The following is a 20,363-nucleotide window of genomic DNA, read 5'->3' as shown; positions in this document are numbered from 1 at the left end:
GACCGTGGCCGCTGTCTACCATCCAATCCATGCGGGAGGGAGGTGGTCCCGGGCCCCGACGTCGACCGTCTGGGCGGCCCCGACGCGACCCCGGCCCGCTGGCCCGCGCCCTCGCCCGCCTCGTGGTGCGGGCCGCCGACGGCGCCACCCGACTGGTCACCGACCTGCTCGGCGCCAGCCACACCGCCGGGCGCGAGCGGATCACCGAGGCCGAGCTGCGGGACCTGGTCGCCGCGAACACACTGCTCGATCCGGACGAGCGGCGGATCATCGACGAGGTGCTGGTGGCTGGCGCGCGGCTGGTACGCGAGGTGATGGTGCCCCGCACCGAGGTGGTCTTCCTCTCCGCCGCCCTCCCGCTGGCGCAGGCCCGCCGGCTGGTCGGAACCGATCAACACACCCGCTACCCGGTGGTGGACGGCACCCACGACGACGTGGTCGGCCTGGTGCACCTGCGGGACGTGCTGCTGCGCCCGCAACCCGACCGGCCGCTCGTGGTGGGTGAACTGGCCCGCGAGGTGAAGCGCCTGCCGGACAGCAAACGGGTGCTCGCCGCGCTCACCGAGATGCGCCGGGAAGGCCACCACCTGGCCGTGGTCGTCGACGAGTACGGCGGCACCGCCGGCATCGTCACCTGCGAGGACCTGGTCGAGGAGTTGGTCGGGGAGATCCACGACGAGGGCCACGGACCGCCCGGGCCGGAGGGTGCCGGGCTGCCCGCCGTCGTCGACGGCCGGCTCAACCTGACCGACTTCACCGAGCGCACCGGCGTGGCGCTGCCCGCCGGCCCGTACGAGACGGTGGGCGGGTTCGTGATGGCCGCCCTGGGTCGGCTGCCGGTGGCCGGCGACGAGGTGCCGGTGACCGCCGACCCGACCGACCGGCCGGCCACCGACCCGCCGGGCTGGCTGCTGCGGGTGCTGGCGCTCGACGGCCGCCGGGTGTCCCGCCTGGCGGTCTCCGCCGCGCGGGTGCCCGAGCCGAGGCGCGAGGTCGACGGTGCGCCTCCACCGGTACCCGCCCGATCCGCCGGCCCGTCATGACGGCCGGCGGGGCTTGCTGACAGAATTGCCGCCATGTCCGACGTACCCGCCCGCCCGCGCGTCTTCTCCGGCATCCAGCCGACGGCCGACTCGTTCCACCTCGGCAACTACCTCGGCGCGCTGCGGCACTGGGTGGCGTTGCAGGACAGCCACGACGCCTACTACTGCGTCGTCGACCTGCACGCGATCACCGCCGGCCACGACCCCGCGGTGCTCAAGCGCCGCAGCCGGGTGGCCGCCGCGCAACTGTTCGCGCTGGGCCTCGACCCGGGACGCAGCACGCTGTTCGTCCAGTCGCAGGTGCCCGAGCACGCGCAGCTGGCCTGGGTGCTGGGCTGCGTCACCGGCTTCGGTGAGGCCAGCCGGATGACCCAGTTCAAGGACAAGTCGCAGAAGCAGGGCAACGAGCGGGCCAGCGTCGGGCTGTTCACCTACCCGATCCTGCAGGCGGCCGACATCCTGCTCTACCAGGCCCACGCGGTGCCCGTCGGCGAGGACCAGCGGCAGCACCTGGAACTCTCCCGCGACCTGGCCCAGCGGTTCAACTCGCTGTTCGGCCAGACGTTCACGATGCCCGCACCGCACATCGTGAAGGACACCGCGAAGATCACCGACCTGCAGGACCCGACGGCCAAGATGTCCAAGTCGTCGTCCTCCCCGGCCGGCATCATCGACCTGCTGGACGACCCGGCCCGCTCGGCCAAGAAGATCCGCTCCGCGGTCACCGACACCGGCCGCGAGATCGTCTTCGACGCCGAGGGCAAGCCCGGCATCAGCAACCTGCTCACCATCTACTCCGCGCTCTCCGGCCGGGGCATCGACGATCTCGTCGCCGCGTACGACGGCAAGGGCTACGGCGACCTCAAGAAGGACCTCGCCGAGGTGGTGCGGGAGTTCGTCACCCCGATCCAGGAGCGCACCACCACCTACCTCGCTGACCTCGACCAGCTCGACAAGCTGCTCGTGCAGGGCGCGGAGAAGGCTCGGGCGGTGGCCGCCGAGACGCTGCGTGTCACGTACGAGCGGGTTGGTTTCTTCCCGCCGGTGCGGGCCGAGTAGCGGCCCGGGCGGGCGGGAACGGGTGACGCAGCCGGTGGACGGAGGGGTGGCGCGCGACGTGACGGGCGGTGACTCGGCGCCGGGCGGCGACGACACGATCCAGATCGGGATCGCGGTCGACATCCCCGACCCGTGGGGCGGTCAGCTCACCCGCCGCCGGGTCGAGGCCGGTGACCCGCTGGCCGTGCCGGCGCACGTCACCCTCCTCGGGCCCACCGAGATCCCGGTACGCGTGCTGCCCGCCGTCGAGCGCCACCTGGCCCGGGTCGCCGCCGCGCACCTGCCGTTCACGCTGCACCTGCGCGGCACCGGCACGTTCCGCCCGGTGACCCAGGTGGTCTTCGTGGCGGTCGCCGCCGGGATCAGCGAGTGCGAACTGCTCGCCGCCGCCATCAACGCCGCCCCCGAACTGCGGCGCGAGATGCGTTTCCCCTACCACCCGCACGTCACCGTGGCGCAGGACGTGCCGACCGAGGTGCTCGACAAGGCGTACGAGGACCTGGCCGACTTCTCCGCGTTGTTCGAGGTGGCGGCGTTCACGCTCTTCTCGCACAGCGGGGCGACCCGGTGGCAGCCCCGCCGCGACTTCCGGCTCGGCGGTCCGCGCTGACATCCGACCTGCCGGTGGCCCTCCGCCGGAGGCGAAGATCGGCGAGGATGTCTCCGTGAATGTCTTCGGCCGGATCGAGGCGGCGGTGGGGCGCCGCATCGACGCGGTCCGGGGCCGCTCGTCGGCCATCGACCACGTCTGGCGGGCCGGCACGCTCTACGCCGACCTGCTCGCCGGCCGGCTCGCTGCCGCCATCGCGTACTACGGCTTCTTCGCCGTGTTCGCGCTCGCCCTGGTCGCGTACTGGATCTTCGGCGCGGTCCTGCGGGACAACGAGGACGTCAGCCGCGCGGCGGCCGACTTCCTCCAGGAGAACCTGCCCTTCCTCGACCCGGCGCAGATCTCCGAGAGCAGCAACACCGTCGGTGTCGTCGGCCTGGTCATCCTGGTCTTCACCGGCATCGGCTGGATGGAGGCGATCCGCTCCTCGCAGCGGTTGATGTACGGCTTCAACCAGCAACCCGGCAACCTGGTGATGCGCCGCCTGGTCGACCTGGGCGTGCTGGTCGCGGTGTTCGTGCTGCTGTTCGTCTCGGTCGCCGCCGTGGACGCGTTGGAGTCGCTGCTGCGCTTCCTGCTGCGCAGCACCGGTTCGGCGGGCCTGACCACGATCAGCGCCGTGCTGAGCGTCCTCGTCAACCTGGTGCTGGCCGCCGCGATGCTGCTGGCCGTGCCCCGGCTGCGGATGAGCCGGCGTCGACTGCGCCCGGCGGTGCTGACCATCGCCGTCGGCATCACCCTGCTCAACACCGTGGGGCGTTACTACGTGGTACGCACCGAGCGGAACCCCGCGTACACGGTGGTCGCCACCGCCGTCGGCCTGCTGCTCTACCTTTACCTGCTCAACCAGTTGGTGCTCTTCGGTGCCGCGCTCGCCGCCACCAGCCGGCACGGCCGGGTGGTGGACATGGCCGAGGGCGGGGCGCGGGAGGTGGACGTGGAGGTGGACGTGCGCGACGAGGAGACCGACCCGGGCACGCCCGGAGGCGGGGGATGAACACTCGGGTCCGGCTCGACGCCGGGTCGGCGGTGCCCCCGTACGAGCAGGTGCGCGCGCAACTCGCCGCGATGATCGGCGACGGGCGGCTGCCGGTGGGCACCCGGCTGCCCGCGGTCCGGCAACTCGCCGCCGACCTGGCGCTGGCCGTGAACACCGTGGCTCGGGCGTACCGGGAGTTGGAAGCCGCCGGGCTGGTGCAGACGCGCGGGCGGCACGGCACCGTGGTGGCCCCCGGGCGGGACGACGCCACCGACCGGCTGCACCGGGCCGCCGCCGGGTACGCCGCCGAGGCGCGCCGTCTGGGTGTCCCCCCGGACCGGGCGGTCGCCCTGGTCCGGGCGGCGCTCGACGCCGGTACGGCTGGTTGAGAACGGTCCCCGTGCCGGGGACAGACCGGCGAACGCGTTCCCCCGGCCCGCCGGGGCGACCATGATGGGCCCGTGGGCGCACTCGTGACACTCGACCTGCCGGACGACTCGCCGATGCGGGACCTGCCGTGGATCATCACGTTCGGGCCGCTCGGCGCCGACGACGAGTGGGAGCCGGTGGTGTGCGGGCCGTACGAGCGGGCGCACGCGCTCGGGCTCGCCGAGGCGGTGGTGGCCGAGGAGCAGTTGATGGCGGTGGTGGAGCCGCTGCTGCCGGCGCTGACGCCGGAGGAGATCCGCGGCGAGATCGCCGCCGCTCAGGTCGCCGCCGAGGACGAGACGGCCCAGGCCGACCTCTACGGCGACTTCGAGGACGTCATCGACGACGAGTTGGAGCTGGCCGCGGAGCGTGAGCCGGAGCCGCAACCGGCGAACCCGCCCGACCGGGAGGAGGTCCGGGCCGGGCTCGCCCGGATCGCCGCGCTGCTCACCGCCACCGGCGGCTGATCCTCAGCGCGGCGGGCCGTCGAGCACGCAGAACTCGTTGTCCTCCGGGTCGGCCAGCACCACGAAACCCTCCGCGCCGGTCTGCCCGACGTCGGCCCGCCGCGCGCCGAGCCCGAGCAGCCGCTGCACCTCGGCCGCCTGGCCGCCGTCGGCGACGAGGTCCAGGTGCAGTCGGTTCTTGCCACGCTTGGGGGTGCCGCAGCCCTGCAACCAGACGGTCGGCCCGGGCCGACCGGGCGGTGGGTAGAGCTTCGCGTTTCCGTCGTCGCCGCGCGAGACGGTGTAGCCGAGGGCGGCTGACCAGAACCGGGCCATCACGTCCAGGTCGAAGACGTCGAGGGTGTATTGCGCCAGGTGTGCGGTCATCCCCCGGTAGTACCCGATGTCCCTCGATGGACACCGGCCCTCCGGGAGCGGACTCCCGGAGGGCCGGCGCCATCTCACCCCCCACCACAAGGGGTCGGCAGCCCAGCCGCCCGTCGGCGCGGGGCACAACGGACGGCCAGGTCGATGGCGGGTTACCCGGCTCAGCGCCGTTCGAACCACGCAGCTGCGTCCACCGGCAGGACGTGTCCGTCGCCCCGCTCGGTGAGGTCGGCGCTGGCGACGAGCGGCCGGCCGTGGCCGGTGATCGTCACGTCCGCGCCGCTGATGTTGACCACACAGGTCAGTTCGGCGTTCCCGACGGCACGGCGGAACGCCAGGACGCCGGGCTCCGTCTCCAGCCAGGTGATGTCGCCCAGGCCGGCGAGCGCCGGGTGCTCGTGCCGGATGCGCAGGGCGGTCCGGTAGAGCTCCAGTGTCGAGCCGGGCACCCCGGTCTGGGCGGCCACCGAGAGGGACCGCCAGGTGGTCGGCGCGGGCAGCCAGCTCGACTCGCTGCCGGCCGGCCCGAAGCCGTACGGGGCCAGCTCACCGCTCCACGGGATCGGCACCCGGCAGCCGTCCCGGCTCTCCCCGGTACGCCGGAACGACGGGTCCTGGCGCAACTCGTCGGGCAGGTCCAGCACCTCCGGCAGGCCGAGTTCCTCGCCCTGGTAGAGGTAGGCGCAGCCGGGCAGCGCCAGCATCAGCAGTGCGGCGGCGCGGGCCCGGCGCAGCCCGGCCTCGCCGTCGCCGTACCGGGTGACGTGCCGCTGCCGGTCGTGGTTGGAGAGCACCCAGGTGGTGGGCGCCCCCACGACTGTCGCCTCGGCCAGCGCGGTGTCGATCACCTTGCGGAAGGAGTCGGCCGACCAGGTGGCGTCCAGGAAGTCGAAGCTGAAGGCCTGGTGCAGCTCGTCCGGGCCGATGTAGCGGGCCAGTCGCTGCGGGGTCTCGGCCCACGCCTCGGCCACCGCCATCCGCCCGCCCGGGTAGCTGTCCAGGATCGGCCGCCAGGCGCGGTAGATGTCGTGCACCTCGTCCTGGTCGAAGTAGGGCAGCCGGGCCTTGCCCAGCATCTCGGACTGGCGTTGGCCGGTGGTCATCGAGCTGAACCCGACGTCCGGCAGGCCCTCCGCCTTGATCATCCCGTGCGCCACGTCGATCCGGAAGCCGTCCACGCCGCGGTCCAGCCAGAAGCGCAGGACGTCCTCGAACTCGGCGCGTACCTCGGGGTGACGCCAGTTCAGGTCGGGCTGCGCCGGGTCGAACAGGTGCAGGTACCACTGCCCGTCGGCCACCCGCGTCCAGGCCGGGCCGCCGAAGATGCTCTCCCAGTCGTTGGGGGGCAGCTCGCCGTGCTCGCCCCTGCCGTCGGCGAACAGGTAGCGCTCGCGTTCGGGCGAACCCGGGCCGGCGGCGAGCGCGGCGGTGAACCAGGGGTGCGCGTCGGAGGTGTGGTTGGGCACCAGGTCGACGATGATCCGCAGGCCCAGCCCGTGCGCGTCGGTGATCATCTCGTCGAAGTCGGCCAGGTTGCCGAACAGCGGGTCGACGTCCCGGTAGTCGGCGACGTCGTAGCCGGCGTCGACCTGCGGCGAGGTGTAGAACGGCGTCAGCCAGAGCGCGTCGACACCGAGGTCGCGCAGGTAGGGCAGGCGCTGCCGGATGCCCCGCAGGTCACCGATGCCGTCGCCGTTCGCGTCGGCGAAGCTGCGGACGTAGACCTGGTAGACGACCGCGGACCGCCACCAGTCGTCGTCGGTGGCCGGGGTGGGGGTGAAGGTCATCGGTGACGGTTCCCGTTTCTGGTGGCAGCGCAGGGTGCCCGAGCAGCATGCCGCCCCATCGCTGCAAGAGTCAAGCATTTCTTGCGCAAGAAATGACGCCCGTCACCCTCACCCTGCCGTGACCAGCCCTCTCCTTCCGCGACCTTTGCAGTTGCCGCCCTCGATCTGGGTGATTAATCCCTTTCGCCGGGGCGGAAAGGGCAAGATCGCCGGTGCGAGCTGGGGCGGGGGTCAGGCGGGGAGGGGGTCAGGCGGGGACGGGGAGGGAGGAGGGGGCGGGGCGCTGGCGGGTGGGGGTAGTGGCGGGGCGCAGGACGGCGGTGGAGCCGCGTACCACGAGCTCCGGGCGGAACAGGTACTCCGAGTTCGGTGACGGGTGGCCGTTGATCTCGTCGACCAGGGCCCGCACCGCCGCCACCGCCATCGCGGCGACCGGCTGGCGGACCGTGGTCAGCGGCGGGTCGGTGAAGGCCATCAGCGGGGAGTCGTCGTAGCCGACCACGGAGATGTCGTCCGGCACCGACAGGTCGCGCTGGCGGGCCGCCCGGATCGCGCCGAGCGCCATCAGGTCGGAGCCGCAGACCAGGCCGGTGACGCCGCGTTCCAGGAGCCGGCCGGCGGCGGCCTCGCCGCCCTCCACGCCGAACAGCGACAGCTCGGTCAGCTCGGCCATCTCGTCGTCGGTCACGTCGGTGAGGCGTCGCATCGCGGCCTTGTAGCCGGCCACCTTGCGCTGCACCGGGACGAACCGGTCCGGGCCGGTGATCAGGCCGATCCGGGTGTGCCCGAGCGCGACCAGGTGGGCGACGGCGAGTTCGGCGGACTCGCGGTCGTCGCAGGAGACGAACGGCGCCGGGATCCCCGGGGCGTACCCGTTGATCATGACGATCGGCAGCGGGCGGGCCAGCAGGGTGCGGTACCGGTCGTGGTCGGCGGCGGTGTCGGCGTGCAGGCCGGAGACGAAGACGATGCCGGAGACCTGCCGGTCCAGCAGCATCTCCACGTACTCGTCCTCGCGGACGCCGCCCGGCGTCTGGGTGCACAGCACGGGCGTGTAGCCGGTCGGGGCGAGCGCGGACTCGATGATCTGGGCGAACGCCGGGAAGATCGGGTTGTCCAGCTCCGGCACCACGAGGCCGACCAGCCCGGCGCTGCGCTTGCGCAGCCGGGCCGGGCGCTCGTAGCCGAGCACGTCGAGGGCGGTGAGGACGGCCTGCCGGGTCTCCGGGGCGACACCGGGGCGGTCGTTGAGCACCCGCGACACCGTGGCCTCGCTGACTTCGGCCTGTAGGGCGATGTCGGACAGTCGAGCGCGCATGTGCGGCACTTTAGCCCAACGGCAAAGTCTTGCGTACACTTCTGCAAGCCCTTCCATCCTCTGCAACCTCTTGCTAACGTCCCCGCAACACGCGAGAGCAGCGGCGCAGCACCCGGGCGCCGGGCAGCAAGATTTTTCAGAGGTTCCCACTGGCGACCGCCATTCCCCCGGCGGGCCGCCATGACGACAGGAGTACCGATGCGCATCCGTACCGCGGGTGTGGTCGCCGTCCTCGGCCTGGCGCTCGCCGCGTCCGGCTGTGGTGACAGCGGCAGCGACGAGCCGGCCGCCGGCGAGTCCGCCAAGGCGACCGGTGGCAAGCTGGTCATCTGGGCCGACGACAAGCGCACCGCCGCCCTCAAGCCGTTCGCCGAGGAGTTCGGCAAGGAGAACGGCGTGACCGTCGAGGTCCAGGCCGTCTCCAAGGACCTGCAGACCAACTTCGTCACCGCCTCCCAGCAGGGCAGCGGCCCGGACGTCGTGGTCGGCGCGCACGACTGGATCGGCAACATGGTGCAGAACGGCGCCATCGACCCGGTGCAGCTCCCCGCCGAGCAGAAGTCCGGCTTCAACGAGACCGCGATCAAGGCCGTCACCTTCAACGGCCAGCTCTACGGCGTGCCCTACGCCACCGAGAACGTGGCGCTGATCCGCAACACCGAGCTGGCCCCCGAGGCGCCGAAGACGATCGAGGACCTGGTCGCCGCCGGCAAGAAGCTCAAGGCCGAGAAGAAGGCCAGCGAGATCCTCTGCCTCCAGTCCGGCCAGAACGGCGACGCGTACCACATCTACCCGCTGTACACCTCCGGCGGCGGCTACCTGTTCGGCACCACCGCCAACGGCGACTACGACCCGAAGGACCTGGGCGTGGGCAAGCCGGAGTCGATCGCCGCGTTCCAGAAGATCGCGAAGCTCGGTGAGAAGGGCGACGGCGCGCTGAAGCGTTCCATCACCCCGGAGAACGCCATCTCCACCTTCACCAGCAAGAAATGCGCCTACCTGGTGTCCGGCCCGTGGGCCGTCGCCGACGCCAAGAAGGCCAACATCTCCTACGACATCTCCCCGGTCCCCGGCTTCGCCGGCGCCAAGGAGGCCCAGCCGTTCGTGGGCGTCCAGGCGTTCTACGTCGCCGCCAAGGGCAAGAACAAGGCCCTGGCCCAGGAGTTCGTCACCAACTACGTGACCAAGCCCGAGCTGGCCGTCGCGCTGTACAAGGCCGAGCCGCGCCCGCCGGCGCTGACCGCCGCGTTCGACCAGGTCAAGGGCGAGGACCCGGACCTGGCGAAGTTCTCCGAGGCCGGCAAGAACGGCCAGGCGCTCCCGGCGATCCCGGCCATGGCCGCGATCTGGGACCCGTTCGGCAAGGCCGAGGCCGCCATCATCGGCGGGGCCGACCCGGCCAAGACGATCACGTCCGCCGGCAAGACCATCCAGGGTCAGATCAAGTAATGAACGCGCCGCTGTCCGGCCCGGGGTCCACAGGGACCCCGGGCCGGGAGCCCGTTCAGCCAGGGCTCCCGCGCACATCCCGTACCGCGCGGCACGACGCGCCGATCACCGCGACCGGCCTGGTCGTCAAGGTGCTCCTGCTCGGCCTGGTGGCCGGGATCGCGATCTGGGCGGCGTTCCCGCTCATCGACGCCGAGCAGTGGATCGGGCTGGGCATCCTGGTGGCCACCACCGCCGGGCTGTTCTACCTCTACCTGACCCGCCGGCACATCCCGGGCAAATACCTGGTCCCCGGCACGCTGTTCCTGATCGCCTTCCAGGTCTTCCCGGTGCTCTACACGGCGAGCACCGCGTTCACGAACTTCGGCGACGGTCACCGCGGCAGCAAGGACGACGCGATCGTCGCCATCCAGACCTCCTCGGTGAAGCAGGTCCCCGGCTCGACCGAGTACGCCCTCACCGTCGCCACCAAGGGCGACCCGGCGAGCGGCGCCCTCGTCTTCCTGCTCAGCGACCCGAAGACCAAGGAGGTCTTCGCCGGGGACGCCGACGGGCTGCGCACGCTCGACGCGGCCGACGTCACGGTCAGCAGCCTCAGCGGCAAGATCACCGCCGCGGACGGCTACACCGTGCTGAACATCGGCCAGGCCAGCGGTCGCAGCGACGCCGTCACCGCGCTGATCGTGCCCACCGACGACGGCGCCATCCGCTCCAACGGCCTCACCCGGGCCTACGAGGGCAAGGCCGCCCGCGCCTACGACGCCGGGTGCGACTGCATCAAGGACAACGAGACCGGCAAGACCTGGGTCGCCGACGAGCAGACCGGCTCCTTCGTCGCCGCCGACGGCGAGCGGCTCACCCAGGGCTGGAAGGTGAACGTCGGCCTGAAGAACTTCGCCACCGTGCTCACCGACCCGAACATCTCCGGGCCGTTCTTCGGCACGCTGGCCTGGAACTTCGCCTTCGCGATCGGCTCCACCGGGCTGACGTTCCTGCTCGGCATGGCCATCGCGCTGGCGTTGCACTCACCCCGGATGCGGGGCACCAACCTCTACCGGGTGCTGCTGATCCTGCCGTACGCCATGCCGTCGTTCGCGATGCTGCTGATCTGGCGGGACATGTTCAACACCGACTTCGGCCTGCTCAACAACCTGTTCGGGTTGAACGTCGACTGGTTCGGCGGCTCCTGGTCGGCCCGGATCGCGGTGCTGCTGGTGCAGTCGTGGCTCGGCTACCCGTACATGTTCCTGGTCGCCACCGGCGCGTTGCAGGCCATCCCCCGGGAACTGACCGAGGCCACCTCGGTCGACGGCGCGTCGCCCTGGCAGTCGTTCCGGGCGGTCACCCTGCCACTGCTGCTGGTCGCGCTCTCGCCGCTGCTGATCGCGTCGTTCGCGTTCAACTTCAACAACGTCAACGCGATCCTGTTCACCACCGAAGGTGGTCCGTTCGCGCCGGACAACCCGAGGAACGGGGCCACCGACCTGCTGATCACCTACACGTACCGGCTCGCGTTCGGCGCCCAGGGCGCCGAGTTCGGCCTGGCCGCCACCGTCTCGATCTTCATCTTCGCGATCGTGGCGACGGTGTCGGCGATCAGCTTCCGGCGGACCCGCCAGCAGGAGGAGGTGTACTCGTGACAAGCATCGCGGAAACCCCGGCGGCCGGGAACCGCCGGGTCGGGCGCAACCCGGCCCGCCGCTCGCGTCGCCGCTGGTTCGCCCAGGTGGGCTGGCGACACGTGGTCGGGGTGCTGGCGGTCGCCTTCAGCCTCTTCCCGATCCTGTTCGTGATCTCGGCGGCGTTCAACCCCCTGGGCACGCTGTCCTCCACGGAGTTGCTGCCGACCGGGATGTCGCTGGAGAACTTCACCAACCTGTTCGACAACACCGCGTTCGGCCACTGGTTCCTCAACTCGCTGCTGCTGGCGGGCGTGGCCAGCTTCGCGTCGATCTTCCTGTCGTCGCTGGCGGCGTACGCGTTCTCCCGGATGCGCTTCGCCGGCCGCCGGGTCGGCCTGCTCGCGCTGCTGTTGATCCAGATGTTCCCGCAGTTCCTGGCGATCGTGGCGATTTTCCTGATCTTCACCACGCTCACCGACCTGTACCCGTCGATCGGGTTCAACACCCCGTGGGGTCTGTTCCTGCTCTACATGGGCGGCGCGCTGGGCGCGAACACCTGGTTGATGAAGGGTTTCTTCGACACCCTGCCGAAGGAACTGGACGAGTCGGCGACCATGGACGGGGCCTCGCACGTGCAGATCTTCTTCCGGATCATGCTGCCGCTGGTGGCGCCGATCCTGGCGGTGACCGGTCTGCTCGCGTTCATCGGGTCGATCAACGAGTTCATCATCGCCAACGTGTTCCTCACCGAGCCCGAGGCCAAGACCCTCGCGGTCGGCATGTACGGCCTGGTGGCCGGCGAGCGCAACAACAACTTCGGGATGTTCGCGGCGGGCACCCTGCTCACCGCGATCCCCACGGTGCTGGTGTTCCAACTGCTCCAGCGCTACATCGTCTCCGGGCTCACCTCCGGAGCGGTCAAGGGCTGAGCCTCCTCGGCTCACGCTGCGGCAAGGGCGTCGTGTCGGCGTGCACCGGAGCGGTTTGCGGGCGGGACCGCCGTGGTCGGGAGACCGACCGCGGCGGTCGCCCGCCCACTCTCTGTCGGTACGACGCGAAAGGCCGCATCATGTCCCTCCAGCCCCACCACGACGGCTCCGCCACCTACGTGCCCGAGCAGGAACCCGCGCTCGGCCAGATCGTTCCCGTCCTCGTCCGGGTCCCGGCCGACGCCGGTGTCCACCAGGTGCACGTACGCACCACGGGCGACGGGGAGCCGCGCTTCGCCGAGGCGCGGATCGACCGCACCGCGGACGGTGAGGTGTGGTGGCGGGCCGACGTCGAGGTCCGCAACCCGGTCAGCAACTACCGGTTCCTGCTTGACGGCGACGCCGGCGGCCGCTGGCTGAACGCGGCCGGCCTGGCCGACCACGACGTGCCCGACCACGGCGACTTCAAGCTGGTCAGCTACGCCCCGCCGCCGGCCTGGGCGCGGGACGCGGTGATCTACCAGATCTTCCCGGACCGGTTCGCCCGCTCGGCCGCCGCCGACGGGCGCACCCTGCCGGACTGGGCCGTCGGATGCGACTGGGACACCCCGGTGATCGGTCACGGCCCGCAGACCCCCCGCCAGTTCTACGGCGGCGACCTCGACGGCGTCACCGCCCACCTGGACCACCTGGACCGGCTCGGGGTCAACACCGTCTACCTCACGCCGATCTTCCCGGCCCGCTCCAACCACAGGTACGACGCGTCGAGCTTCGACACCGTCGACCCGCTGCTCGGCGGGGACGCGGCGCTGGCCCGGCTCTCCGACGCGGTGCACGCCCGGGGTTGGCGGCTGCTCGGCGACATCACCAGCAACCACACCGGCGACGCCCACCACTGGTTCACCGCCGCCGTGGCCGACGTGGCCGCGCCGGAACGGGAGCTGTACTACTTCGACCTGGACGGCGGGGACTACGAGTCGTGGAACGGCGTGAAGTCGCTGCCGAAGCTCAACTGGGGCAGCGCGGAACTGCGCCGCCGCTTCGCCACCGCCGAGGACTCGCTGGTGCGCCGCTGGCTGCGCCCGCCGTACGGGCTGGACGGCTGGCGGGTCGACGTGGCGAACATGACCGGGCGGCGGGGCGCGGACGCGTACACCCACGAGGTGGCGCGGCTGCTGCGCGAGGCGGTGGCGCAGATCCGCCCGGACGGCCTGCTGCTCGCCGAGCACGGTCACGACCACACAGGTGACCTGGACCGCGACGGCTGGCACGGCACGATGAACTACGTCGGTTTCACCGACCCGGTGTGGTCCTGGCTGCGGCACGGCGACGACCCGGTGCCGAACTTCCTCGGCACCCCGGGCGGGGTGCGGCGGCGGGACGCGAACGCGGTGCTCGCCACCATGAACACCTACCGGTCGCTGGTGTCCTGGCGGTCGTACACCCACTCGTGGCAGCTGCTCGGCTCGCACGACTCGGCCCGGATCCGCACCGTGGTGGGCGACGCGGACCGGCAGGAGGTGGCCGCCGGACTGCTCGCCACCATGCCCGGCACACCCGTGGTCTTCGCCGGGGACGAACTGGGTCTGACCGGCACGAACGGGGAGGGTTCGCGTACCCCGATGCCGTGGCACCGGCCGCAGGACTGGGACATGCGCACGTTCGACGCGTACCGGTCGCTGCTGGCGTTGCGTCGCGGGGAGCCGGCGCTGCGGGACGGCGGCCTGCGGTGGGTGCACGCGGACCCGGACACGCTCGTCTTCCTGCGGGAGGCGCCGACCGGGACGGTGCTGGTGCTGGCCCGGCGTGCGCCCGGCGCCCCGGTGCGGCTGACCGGGCTGCCGGCCGGCGAGAACGTCTACGGGGGCGCGCCCGCGCTGCGTCCGGACGCCGACGGCACGGTGACCGTCTCCGGCGACGGCCCCACGTTCCAGGTCTGGCGGCTGGGGTGAGCGGCGCGCCCGGCGGCCGGCGGCCGCCGGCCGCCGGCCGCCGGGCGAGGTCACGGTATGACAGCAGGTCGGCGGGGTCACTACTACGAAGCGTCGTTGATGAGGGAGGATGGTTCGCGTGGAAGCTCTTCGACTGATTCTTCTCTACGTCCATCTGATCGGCTTCGCGCTGCTGCTCGGCGGCGGGATCGCCCAGTACGTCACCGGCCGGCTGCGGATCAACGCGGCCATGCTGTGGGGTTCGGTGATCCAGGTCGTCACCGGCATCGGGCTGTCCGCGCCGCTGCGCGACGGCGACGAGCCGCACCCCGCGAAGCTTGTTACCAAGTTGGTGCTCGCGCTGCTGATCTTTGTCATGGTCTTCTTCTCCCGTAAGCGGGAGTCCGTGAACCGCGGTCACTTCCTCGCGATCGTCGGTTTGACCCTGGTCAACGCGGCAGTCGCGGTGTTCTGGCGCTAAGCCGCCAGTCAACCGTAAGACCTGAGCAAACGGACGTTCGCGACACCTGCACACCGGTTTACCAGCACGATTAGTGATCTGCCGCACCCCCGGGTTACGTCGGGATAACGGACGTTCAACAGTCGTGCACGATTGGCGGCCGGTGGGTGGGCGCGCGCGTACGCTCCCGTCCGTAACGTGGGACGCCGGCGGCACTCCGCAGGCCGGCGCAAGGGCTGCCCGTCGCGTATGCGCGGTGGGCAATGGGAAGGAGACGTCTTGCGCTCTGTGCGTGGGATGCGGATCGCCTCCGCCTTCGTGGCAGGTGGCCTCGTACTGGGCGCCACCGCATGTGGTGAGGCTCCCGATGACGACAACAACGCCGGCGACGGCGGCAAGAAGTACAGCGCCTGCATGGTGACCGACGTCGGCGGCATCGACGACAAGTCCTTCAACGCCTCGGCCTGGAAGGGTCTTCAGCAGGCGAAGGACGAGAACAGCAACATCGACATCAAGAACGTCCAGTCGAAGGCCGAGGCGGACTACGAGGTCAACCTGACCGGGTTCGTCAACCAGAAGTGCGACTTCATCCTGGCCGTCGGCGGCCTGATGTCGGACGCGGTCAAGGCGGCGGGTGAGAAGAACCCGAACCAGCAGTTCGGGGTCGTCGACGCCAACCCGGGTGTCAGCAACGTCTACCCGATGCAGTTCGACACCGCGCAGGCCGCGTTCCAGGCCGGCTACCTGGCCGCCGGGATGTCCAAGACCGGCAAGGTGGGCACCTACGGCGCCGTTCCGATCGCGCCGGTCACCATCTTCATGGACGGCTTCGCCGACGGCGTGGCGTACTACAACAAGACCAAGAGCAAGAACGTCCAGGTCCTGGGTTGGGACAAGGCCGCCCAGAAGGGCTCCTTCTCGAACTCGTTCGAGAAGCAGGACGAGGGCAAGAAGGTTTCCGACGCGCTGGTCGCCCAGGGCGCCGACATCGTGATGCCGGTCGCCGGTGGCGCCGGTCTCGGCACCACCGCCGCCGCCAAGGCCTCGGGCGGCAAGTACTCGGTCGTCTGGGTGGACATCGACGGCTGCGAGAGCACCCCGGACTGCTCCGCGATCCTGACCACCGTGGTCAAGAACATCCCAGGTGCGGTCAAGGAGGCCGTGCTGAAGGCCGCCGCCGGCGAGAAGCTCCAGGCCAAGCCGGGCTTCGTGGGCACGCTGGACAACGACGGCGTCTCGATCGCGAAGTACCACGACTTCGACAGCAAGGTCCCGACGGACCTGAAGGCCGAGGTCGAGACGATCAAGTCGGAGATCGCCTCCGGCGCCATCACCGTCACGTCGAAGGCCCAGCCGACCAAGTGACCGCCCCGCCGGCCGCCGCAGTGCGATCATCGGCAGCGGGGGCCGGCGAGCACCAGGTATGACGATCCGGCCGTCCCGGGCGCACGGGGTTCCGACCTCACGCCGCGGGGCGGCCGGTCACCGTGAACACACCCCCGATACCCCCCCCACCCGGCGCGGTGGCGGCGCAGCGGTCGCTACGCTGCACCATCGCTCGCACTCCAGGAGGTTGCGCTGAGACTCGAACTGCGCGGCATCACCAAACGGTTCGGTGACCTGGTCGCCAACGACCACATCGATCTGACGGTGGAGCCTGGAGAGATCCACGCCCTGCTCGGCGAGAACGGCGCCGGCAAGTCGACCCTGATGAACGTGCTCTACGGGCTCTACCAGCCCGACGAGGGCGAAATCCTGGTCGACGGCACGCCGCTGAAGCTGAAGGGCCCGTCGGACGCGATCGCCGCCGGGATCGGCATGGTGCACCAGCACTTCATGCTGGTGCCGGTGTTCACCGTGGCCGAGAACGTGATGCTCGGCGCCGAGCAGGTCAAGGGGCCGCTCGGCGTCCTCGACCGTCGGCGGGCCCGGCGCGAGGTCGCCGAGGTCTCCGAGCGGTACAACCTGCGGGTCGACCCGGACGCGGTGATCGAGAACCTGCCGGTCGGCCTCCAACAGCGAGTGGAGATCGTCAAGGCGCTGACCCGCGACGTCGACCTGCTGATCCTGGACGAGCCGACGGCCGTGCTCACCCCGCAGGAGACCGAGGAACTGCTCACGGTCATGCGGTCGCTCAAGGCCGCCGGCAAGTCGATCGTGTTCATCACCCACAAGCTGGGCGAGGTGAAGGCCATCGCCGACCGGATCACGGTGATCCGGCGCGGGAGGACGGTCGGCACCGCCGAGCCGAGCGCCAGCCGCGACGAGCTGGCCGCGCTGATGGTGGGACGCAGCGTACGGCTGACCGTGGACAAGAACCCGGCCCGGCCCGGCAGGCCGATCCTGGAGGTCGCCGGCCTGGTGGTCGACGACGACCGGCAGGTACGCGCGGTCGACGGCGTGGACCTGACCGTGCACGCCGGTGAGGTGCTGGGCGTCGCGGGCGTGCAGGGCAACGGCCAGACCGAGCTGATCGAGGCGATCATGGGCCTGCGCCCGACGCTCGCCGGCACGGTCAGCCTCGACGGCGAGTCGGTGCACGGCTGGTCGACCAAGAAGGTGCTGCACGCCGGTGTCGGCTACGTGCCGGAGGACCGCAGCGTCGACGGTCTGGTCAAGGAGTTCTCCGTGGCGGAGAACCTGGTGCTGGACATCTACGACCGGCCGCCGTTCGGCAAGGGCCTGTCGCTGAAGCCGGACGCCATCGCGACGTCGGCGGGGGAGCGGATCGCGCAGTTCGACATCCGCACCTCCTCGGCCGACGCGGCGGTCGGCACGCTCTCCGGCGGCAACCAGCAGAAGGTGATCGTGGCGCGGGAGCTGTCCCGCCCGCTGAAGCTCCTCATCGCCGCCCAGCCGACCCGGGGCGTGGACGTCGGTTCGATCGAGTTCATCCACAGCCGGGTGATCCGCGAGCGGGACATCGGCACCGCCGTCGTGGTGGTTTCCAGCGAGCTGGACGAGGTGATCGGCCTGGCCGACCGGATCGCGGTGATGTACCGGGGTCGGATCATCGGCATCGTGGGCCCGGACACCCCGCGCGAGGAGATCGGCCTGCTGATGGCGGGCATCACCCCGGAGGCCGCAGCCCCGGACGCCGACACCCCGACCGCTGACGGCCCTGGCAACGAGGACAAGGCATGACCAACCCGAACCCCGTCTCGGGATCGCCGGACAAGGAACCGGCGACCGAGGCGCAGGAGTCACTCACCGAGGCCCGGGCCACGCCGACGCAGCCGGCCGGCGACCGCGAGCAGACGGTGCCCGCCACCGCCACGGCGCCGGAGCCCGCCCCGAGCATGGGCAGGCTCTTCCTGGAGAACTTCTGGGCCGCCAACACGGTCATGGTGACCGCGCTCGCGGTGGTGCTGGCCATGGTGGTGGGCGCGGTGCTGATCATCGTGTCCGACCCGGAGGTGCTCGCCACCTACAGCTACATCACCGCCCGCCCCACCGACGCGCTCGACGCGAGCTGGACCGTGGTCAGCGAGGCGTACGCCAACCTGTTCAAGGGCGCGGTCTTCGACCCGGACGCGGTCGGTTTCACCGCCGCGATGAGCCCGATCTCGGAGACGCTCACCTACACCGCGCCGCTGGTCTTCACCGGCCTGTCGGTGGCGCTGGCGTTCCGCGGCGGCCTGTTCAACATCGGCGCCCAGGGTCAGGCGACCATCGGCGTCATCCTGGCCGCCGTGGCCGGTTTCGCGCTGCCGCTGCCGCCCCTGGTGCACCTGCTGGTGGCGCTGATCGCCGGCGCGCTCGGCGGTGCGCTGTGGGGCTTCATCCCCGGCATCCTCAAGGCCCGCGCCGGCGCCCACGAGGTGATCAACACGATCATGCTCAACTACGTGGCGGTCTACTTCCTGTCCTGGATCATCGTCCAGAGCGGGGTGCAGAACCCGAGCCGGGCGGACGCGATCAGCAGGCCTGTCGACTCCTCGGCCCAGTTGCCCCGGCTGTTCGGCGCCGACCTGCGGGTGCACGCCGGCATCCTGCTGGCGGTGCTGGCCACCTGGTTCATCGCCTGGCTGCTCAACCGCTCCACGCTCGGCTTCGAACTGCGCGCGGTGGGTGCCAACCCGGACGCCGCCCGCACCGCCGGCATCAGCGTGACCAGGACGTACGTCCTGGTGATGGCGACGGCCGGCATGCTGGCCGGCCTCGGCGGCTCGACGATGGTGCTCGGTACCACCGCCAACGCGCTCACCCCGCTGGTGATCGCGCAGATCGGCTTCGACGGCATCCTGGTCGCGTTGCTCGGCCGGGTGAAGCCGTGGGGCGTGCTGCTGGCCGCGCTGCTGTTCGGCGCGCTCCAGGCCGGCGGCAACCGGATGCAGTCGTACTCCGGGATCTCGCTGGAACTGGTCACGGTGCTGCAGGCGCTCATCGTCATCTTCATCGCCGCGCCCGCCCTGGTGAAGACGATCTTCCAGCTCCGGGCGGCCCGTGCCGCCCGGTTGCAGACGAGCCTCGCGAAGGGCTGGTGAGCATGTCCACCACGGCTGTCCCCGAGGTCGCCGTCACCGCGGTCGACGAGGGTTTCTGGACGCGCAACCGCAAGATCGGTGTGGCTCTGCTGGCGCTCGGTGTGCTCGCGGCGGTGCTGTTCGGCGCGCTCGCGACCGACCAGCACGCGCGGTTCACGCTCAGCGAGACCGAGGGCGGTGCCGCCCTGGAGATCAACGGCACCTTCGGCGCGATCCTGTTCGGGGTGATCACCATCGCGGTCGGCGCCGCGTTGCTGGCCGGTGCGCCCAAGCGCTGGTTCGCGCTGCTGCTCGGTGCCGGCCTGGTCGCGTTCGTGCTGAGCTTCCTGTGCTGGCAGGTGTCCGCAGCCCCCGAGGGCCGCAACTTCATGCCGCTCGTCAACGTGGTCCGGGGCACGTTCATCCTCGCCCTGCCGCTGATCTTCGGCGCGTTGGCCGGTGTGCTGTGCGAGCGTTCCGGCGTGGTCAACGTGGCAATCGAGGGCCAGCTCCTGATGGGCGCCTTCTCCGGCGCGCTGTTCGGCAGCATGTCCGGCAGCGTCTGGGTGGGCCTGGTGGCCGCCGCGATCGGCGGCGCGTCCATCTCGGTGCTGCTGGCCGTGTTCTCCATCCGCTACCTGGTCGACCAGGTGGTCATGGGCATCGTGCTCAACCTGCTGGCGGTCGGCATCACCGGCTTCCTCTACGAGCGGCTGATGCAGAGTGACGCCGAGAAGTACAACAGCGCGCCCCGGTTCGGCAACTGGGAGTTCCCGTCGCTGACGCTCCCGATCTTCGGTGGTTGGGAGATCCCGTCGCTGTCGGACCTCCCGCTGATCGGTCCGGCGTTGTTCCGCGGCAACATCTTCCTCTACCTGGGCCTGCTGCTGGTGCTTGTCATCCACCTGGCGCTGACCCGGACCCGGTGGGGCCTGCGGACCCGGGCGGTGGGTGAGCACCCGACCGCCGCCGACACGCTCGGCGTGAAGGTGCTGCGGCTGCGCTACCGCAACGTCATCCTCGCCGGCATGGTCGCCGGGATCGGTGGCGCGTCGTACACGTTGGCTCTCTACTCGTTCACCAAGAACATGATCGGCGGCAAGGGCTTCATCGCCCTGGCGGCGCTGATCTTCGGCCGGTGGAGCCCGACCGGTGCGCTGCTCGCGGCGCTGTTCTTCGGCTTCGCCGACCAGCTCGCCACCTACCTCGGCGCGATCGGCAGCAGCATCCCGAGCCAGTTCCTGGCGATGCTGCCCTACCTGGCGACGATCCTGGCGGTGGCCGGGCTGGTCGGCAAGGTCCGGGCGCCGGCTGCCGACGGCAAGCCGTACATCAAGGGCTGACCGGCGGACCTCACGGATCGCACCCACGGTGGCGGCGGGCCGCCGCGCCGGGGGGGGGCCGCCCGCGGCGGGGCGGGGGGCGTGTGGGGGGGGCGGGGGCGGTGG

General features: G+C 71.1%; 18 protein-coding genes. 15 read left to right on the top strand and 3 right to left on the bottom strand.

Features of this window, described 5'->3' with window-relative positions:
- Window positions 1–29 precede the first annotated feature (29 nt).
- The 6 genes from ACLQ2X_RS05790 (at window position 30) to ACLQ2X_RS05765 (ending at window position 4,587) form a co-directional block, all read left to right on the top strand.
- Entirely contained in the window at window positions 30–1,043 is a 1,014-nt protein-coding gene (locus ACLQ2X_RS05790) for a hemolysin family protein (protein ID WP_425679878.1), read from the top strand.
- Window positions 1,044–1,076: 33 nt separating this feature from the next.
- Entirely contained in the window at window positions 1,077–2,102 is a 1,026-nt protein-coding gene (gene trpS, locus ACLQ2X_RS05785; protein WP_425679877.1) for a tryptophan--tRNA ligase, read from the top strand.
- Between the two features lie 46 nt (window positions 2,103–2,148).
- Window positions 2,149–2,712, top strand: coding sequence for a 2'-5' RNA ligase family protein (locus ACLQ2X_RS05780; RefSeq protein WP_425679876.1), 564 nt, complete (start codon window positions 2,149–2,151; stop codon window positions 2,710–2,712).
- A 55-nt stretch (window positions 2,713–2,767) separates the two neighbouring features.
- Entirely contained in the window at window positions 2,768–3,709 is a 942-nt protein-coding gene (locus ACLQ2X_RS05775) for a YhjD/YihY/BrkB family envelope integrity protein (protein WP_425679875.1), read from the top strand.
- Window positions 3,706–4,080 carry a GntR family transcriptional regulator gene (locus ACLQ2X_RS05770; RefSeq protein WP_425679874.1) on the top strand — a complete coding sequence of 125 codons (375 nt, stop codon included), beginning with the start codon at window positions 3,706–3,708 and terminating at the stop codon, window positions 4,078–4,080. Before ACLQ2X_RS05775 ends, ACLQ2X_RS05770 begins: the two co-directional genes overlap by 4 nt.
- A 72-nt stretch (window positions 4,081–4,152) precedes the next feature.
- The gene (locus ACLQ2X_RS05765) at window positions 4,153–4,587 is read left to right on the top strand and encodes a hypothetical protein (protein WP_425679873.1); all 435 of its coding nucleotides are present in this window, start codon (window positions 4,153–4,155) and stop codon (window positions 4,585–4,587) included.
- Between the two features lie 3 nt (window positions 4,588–4,590).
- On the opposite strand, the gene ACLQ2X_RS05760 is transcribed toward ACLQ2X_RS05765, so the two are convergent.
- The 3 genes from ACLQ2X_RS05760 to ACLQ2X_RS05750 all read right to left on the bottom strand — a co-directional run bounded on the left by ACLQ2X_RS05760 (window position 4,591) and on the right by ACLQ2X_RS05750 (window position 8,058).
- Complete coding sequence (locus ACLQ2X_RS05760; protein ID WP_425679872.1) at window positions 4,591–4,953, bottom strand: VOC family protein; 363 nt, start codon at window positions 4,951–4,953, stop codon at window positions 4,591–4,593.
- 161 nt (window positions 4,954–5,114) lie between these two features.
- On the bottom strand, window positions 5,115–6,740 hold the full coding sequence (locus tag ACLQ2X_RS05755; RefSeq protein ID WP_425679871.1) for a glycoside hydrolase family 13 protein: 1,626 nt from the start codon (window positions 6,738–6,740) through the stop codon (window positions 5,115–5,117).
- Window positions 6,741–6,987: 247 nt separating this feature from the next.
- A complete protein-coding gene (locus tag ACLQ2X_RS05750) occupies window positions 6,988–8,058 on the bottom strand; it encodes a LacI family DNA-binding transcriptional regulator (RefSeq protein ID WP_425679870.1) in 1,071 nt (356 codons plus the stop codon).
- 198 nt (window positions 8,059–8,256) lie between these two features.
- Here ACLQ2X_RS05750 and ACLQ2X_RS05745 point away from each other — a divergent pair, with 198 nt between their 5' ends.
- From ACLQ2X_RS05745 to ACLQ2X_RS05705, 9 genes are all read left to right on the top strand, one after another.
- Window positions 8,257–9,507 carry a sugar ABC transporter substrate-binding protein gene (locus ACLQ2X_RS05745; protein WP_425679869.1) on the top strand — a complete coding sequence of 417 codons (1,251 nt, stop codon included), beginning with the start codon at window positions 8,257–8,259 and terminating at the stop codon, window positions 9,505–9,507.
- The gene (locus ACLQ2X_RS05740; RefSeq protein ID WP_425679868.1) at window positions 9,507–11,147 is read left to right on the top strand and encodes an ABC transporter permease subunit; all 1,641 of its coding nucleotides are present in this window, start codon (window positions 9,507–9,509) and stop codon (window positions 11,145–11,147) included. The genes ACLQ2X_RS05745 and ACLQ2X_RS05740 overlap by 1 nt, the downstream gene beginning before the upstream one ends.
- The gene (locus ACLQ2X_RS05735) at window positions 11,144–12,058 is read left to right on the top strand and encodes a sugar ABC transporter permease (RefSeq protein WP_425679867.1); all 915 of its coding nucleotides are present in this window, start codon (window positions 11,144–11,146) and stop codon (window positions 12,056–12,058) included. Before ACLQ2X_RS05740 ends, ACLQ2X_RS05735 begins: the two co-directional genes overlap by 4 nt.
- A 140-nt stretch (window positions 12,059–12,198) precedes the next feature.
- Window positions 12,199–14,010 carry a glycoside hydrolase family 13 protein gene (locus ACLQ2X_RS05730; protein ID WP_425679866.1) on the top strand — a complete coding sequence of 604 codons (1,812 nt, stop codon included), beginning with the start codon at window positions 12,199–12,201 and terminating at the stop codon, window positions 14,008–14,010.
- A 118-nt stretch (window positions 14,011–14,128) separates the two neighbouring features.
- Window positions 14,129–14,470: a hypothetical protein gene (locus ACLQ2X_RS05725; RefSeq protein WP_425679865.1), complete on the top strand. Its 342-nt coding sequence runs from the start codon at window positions 14,129–14,131 to the stop codon at window positions 14,468–14,470.
- 276 nt (window positions 14,471–14,746) lie between these two features.
- Complete coding sequence (locus ACLQ2X_RS05720; protein ID WP_425680026.1) at window positions 14,747–15,814, top strand: BMP family lipoprotein; 1,068 nt, start codon at window positions 14,747–14,749, stop codon at window positions 15,812–15,814.
- A 213-nt stretch (window positions 15,815–16,027) separates the two neighbouring features.
- Window positions 16,028–17,593, top strand: coding sequence for an ABC transporter ATP-binding protein (locus ACLQ2X_RS05715; protein ID WP_425680025.1), 1,566 nt, complete (start codon window positions 16,028–16,030; stop codon window positions 17,591–17,593).
- A 155-nt stretch (window positions 17,594–17,748) separates the two neighbouring features.
- Window positions 17,749–18,936: an ABC transporter permease gene (locus tag ACLQ2X_RS05710; protein ID WP_425680024.1), complete on the top strand. Its 1,188-nt coding sequence runs from the start codon at window positions 17,749–17,751 to the stop codon at window positions 18,934–18,936.
- Window positions 18,937–18,938: 2 nt separating this feature from the next.
- Window positions 18,939–20,258 carry an ABC transporter permease gene (locus ACLQ2X_RS05705; RefSeq protein ID WP_425679864.1) on the top strand — a complete coding sequence of 440 codons (1,320 nt, stop codon included), beginning with the start codon at window positions 18,939–18,941 and terminating at the stop codon, window positions 20,256–20,258.
- Window positions 20,259–20,363: the final 105 nt, after the last annotated feature.

Origin of the sequence: Micromonospora sp. DT31 (assembly GCF_049841795.1) — a bacterium.
GTDB lineage: Bacteria > Actinomycetota > Actinomycetes > Mycobacteriales > Micromonosporaceae > Micromonospora.
The sequence above is the reverse complement of the archived record's forward strand: the minus strand, read 5'-3'. Positions and strand labels throughout refer to the sequence as shown.

What these genes read in the sequence shown, in the direction of transcription:
- ACLQ2X_RS05740 (WP_425679868.1), top strand. Translation starts at nt 9,507, where the DNA reads ATGAACGCGCCGCTGTCCGGCCCGGGGTCCACAGGGACCCCGGGCCGG.
- ACLQ2X_RS05720 (WP_425680026.1), top strand. Translation starts at nt 14,747, where the DNA reads ATGCGGATCGCCTCCGCCTTCGTGGCAGGTGGCCTCGTACTGGGCGCC.
- ACLQ2X_RS05755 (WP_425679871.1), bottom strand. Translation starts at nt 6,740, where the DNA reads ATGACCTTCACCCCCACCCCGGCCACCGACGACGACTGGTGGCGGTCC.
- ACLQ2X_RS05730 (WP_425679866.1), top strand. Translation starts at nt 12,199, where the DNA reads ATGTCCCTCCAGCCCCACCACGACGGCTCCGCCACCTACGTGCCCGAG.
- ACLQ2X_RS05790 (WP_425679878.1), top strand. Translation starts at nt 30, where the DNA reads ATGCGGGAGGGAGGTGGTCCCGGGCCCCGACGTCGACCGTCTGGGCGG.
- ACLQ2X_RS05705 (WP_425679864.1), top strand. Translation starts at nt 18,939, where the DNA reads ATGTCCACCACGGCTGTCCCCGAGGTCGCCGTCACCGCGGTCGACGAG.
- ACLQ2X_RS05760 (WP_425679872.1), bottom strand. Translation starts at nt 4,953, where the DNA reads ATGACCGCACACCTGGCGCAATACACCCTCGACGTCTTCGACCTGGAC.
- ACLQ2X_RS05770 (WP_425679874.1), top strand. Translation starts at nt 3,706, where the DNA reads ATGAACACTCGGGTCCGGCTCGACGCCGGGTCGGCGGTGCCCCCGTAC.
- ACLQ2X_RS05745 (WP_425679869.1), top strand. Translation starts at nt 8,257, where the DNA reads ATGCGCATCCGTACCGCGGGTGTGGTCGCCGTCCTCGGCCTGGCGCTC.
- ACLQ2X_RS05750 (WP_425679870.1), bottom strand. Translation starts at nt 8,058, where the DNA reads ATGCGCGCTCGACTGTCCGACATCGCCCTACAGGCCGAAGTCAGCGAG.
- trpS (WP_425679877.1), top strand. Translation starts at nt 1,077, where the DNA reads ATGTCCGACGTACCCGCCCGCCCGCGCGTCTTCTCCGGCATCCAGCCG.
- ACLQ2X_RS05710 (WP_425680024.1), top strand. Translation starts at nt 17,749, where the DNA reads ATGGGCAGGCTCTTCCTGGAGAACTTCTGGGCCGCCAACACGGTCATG.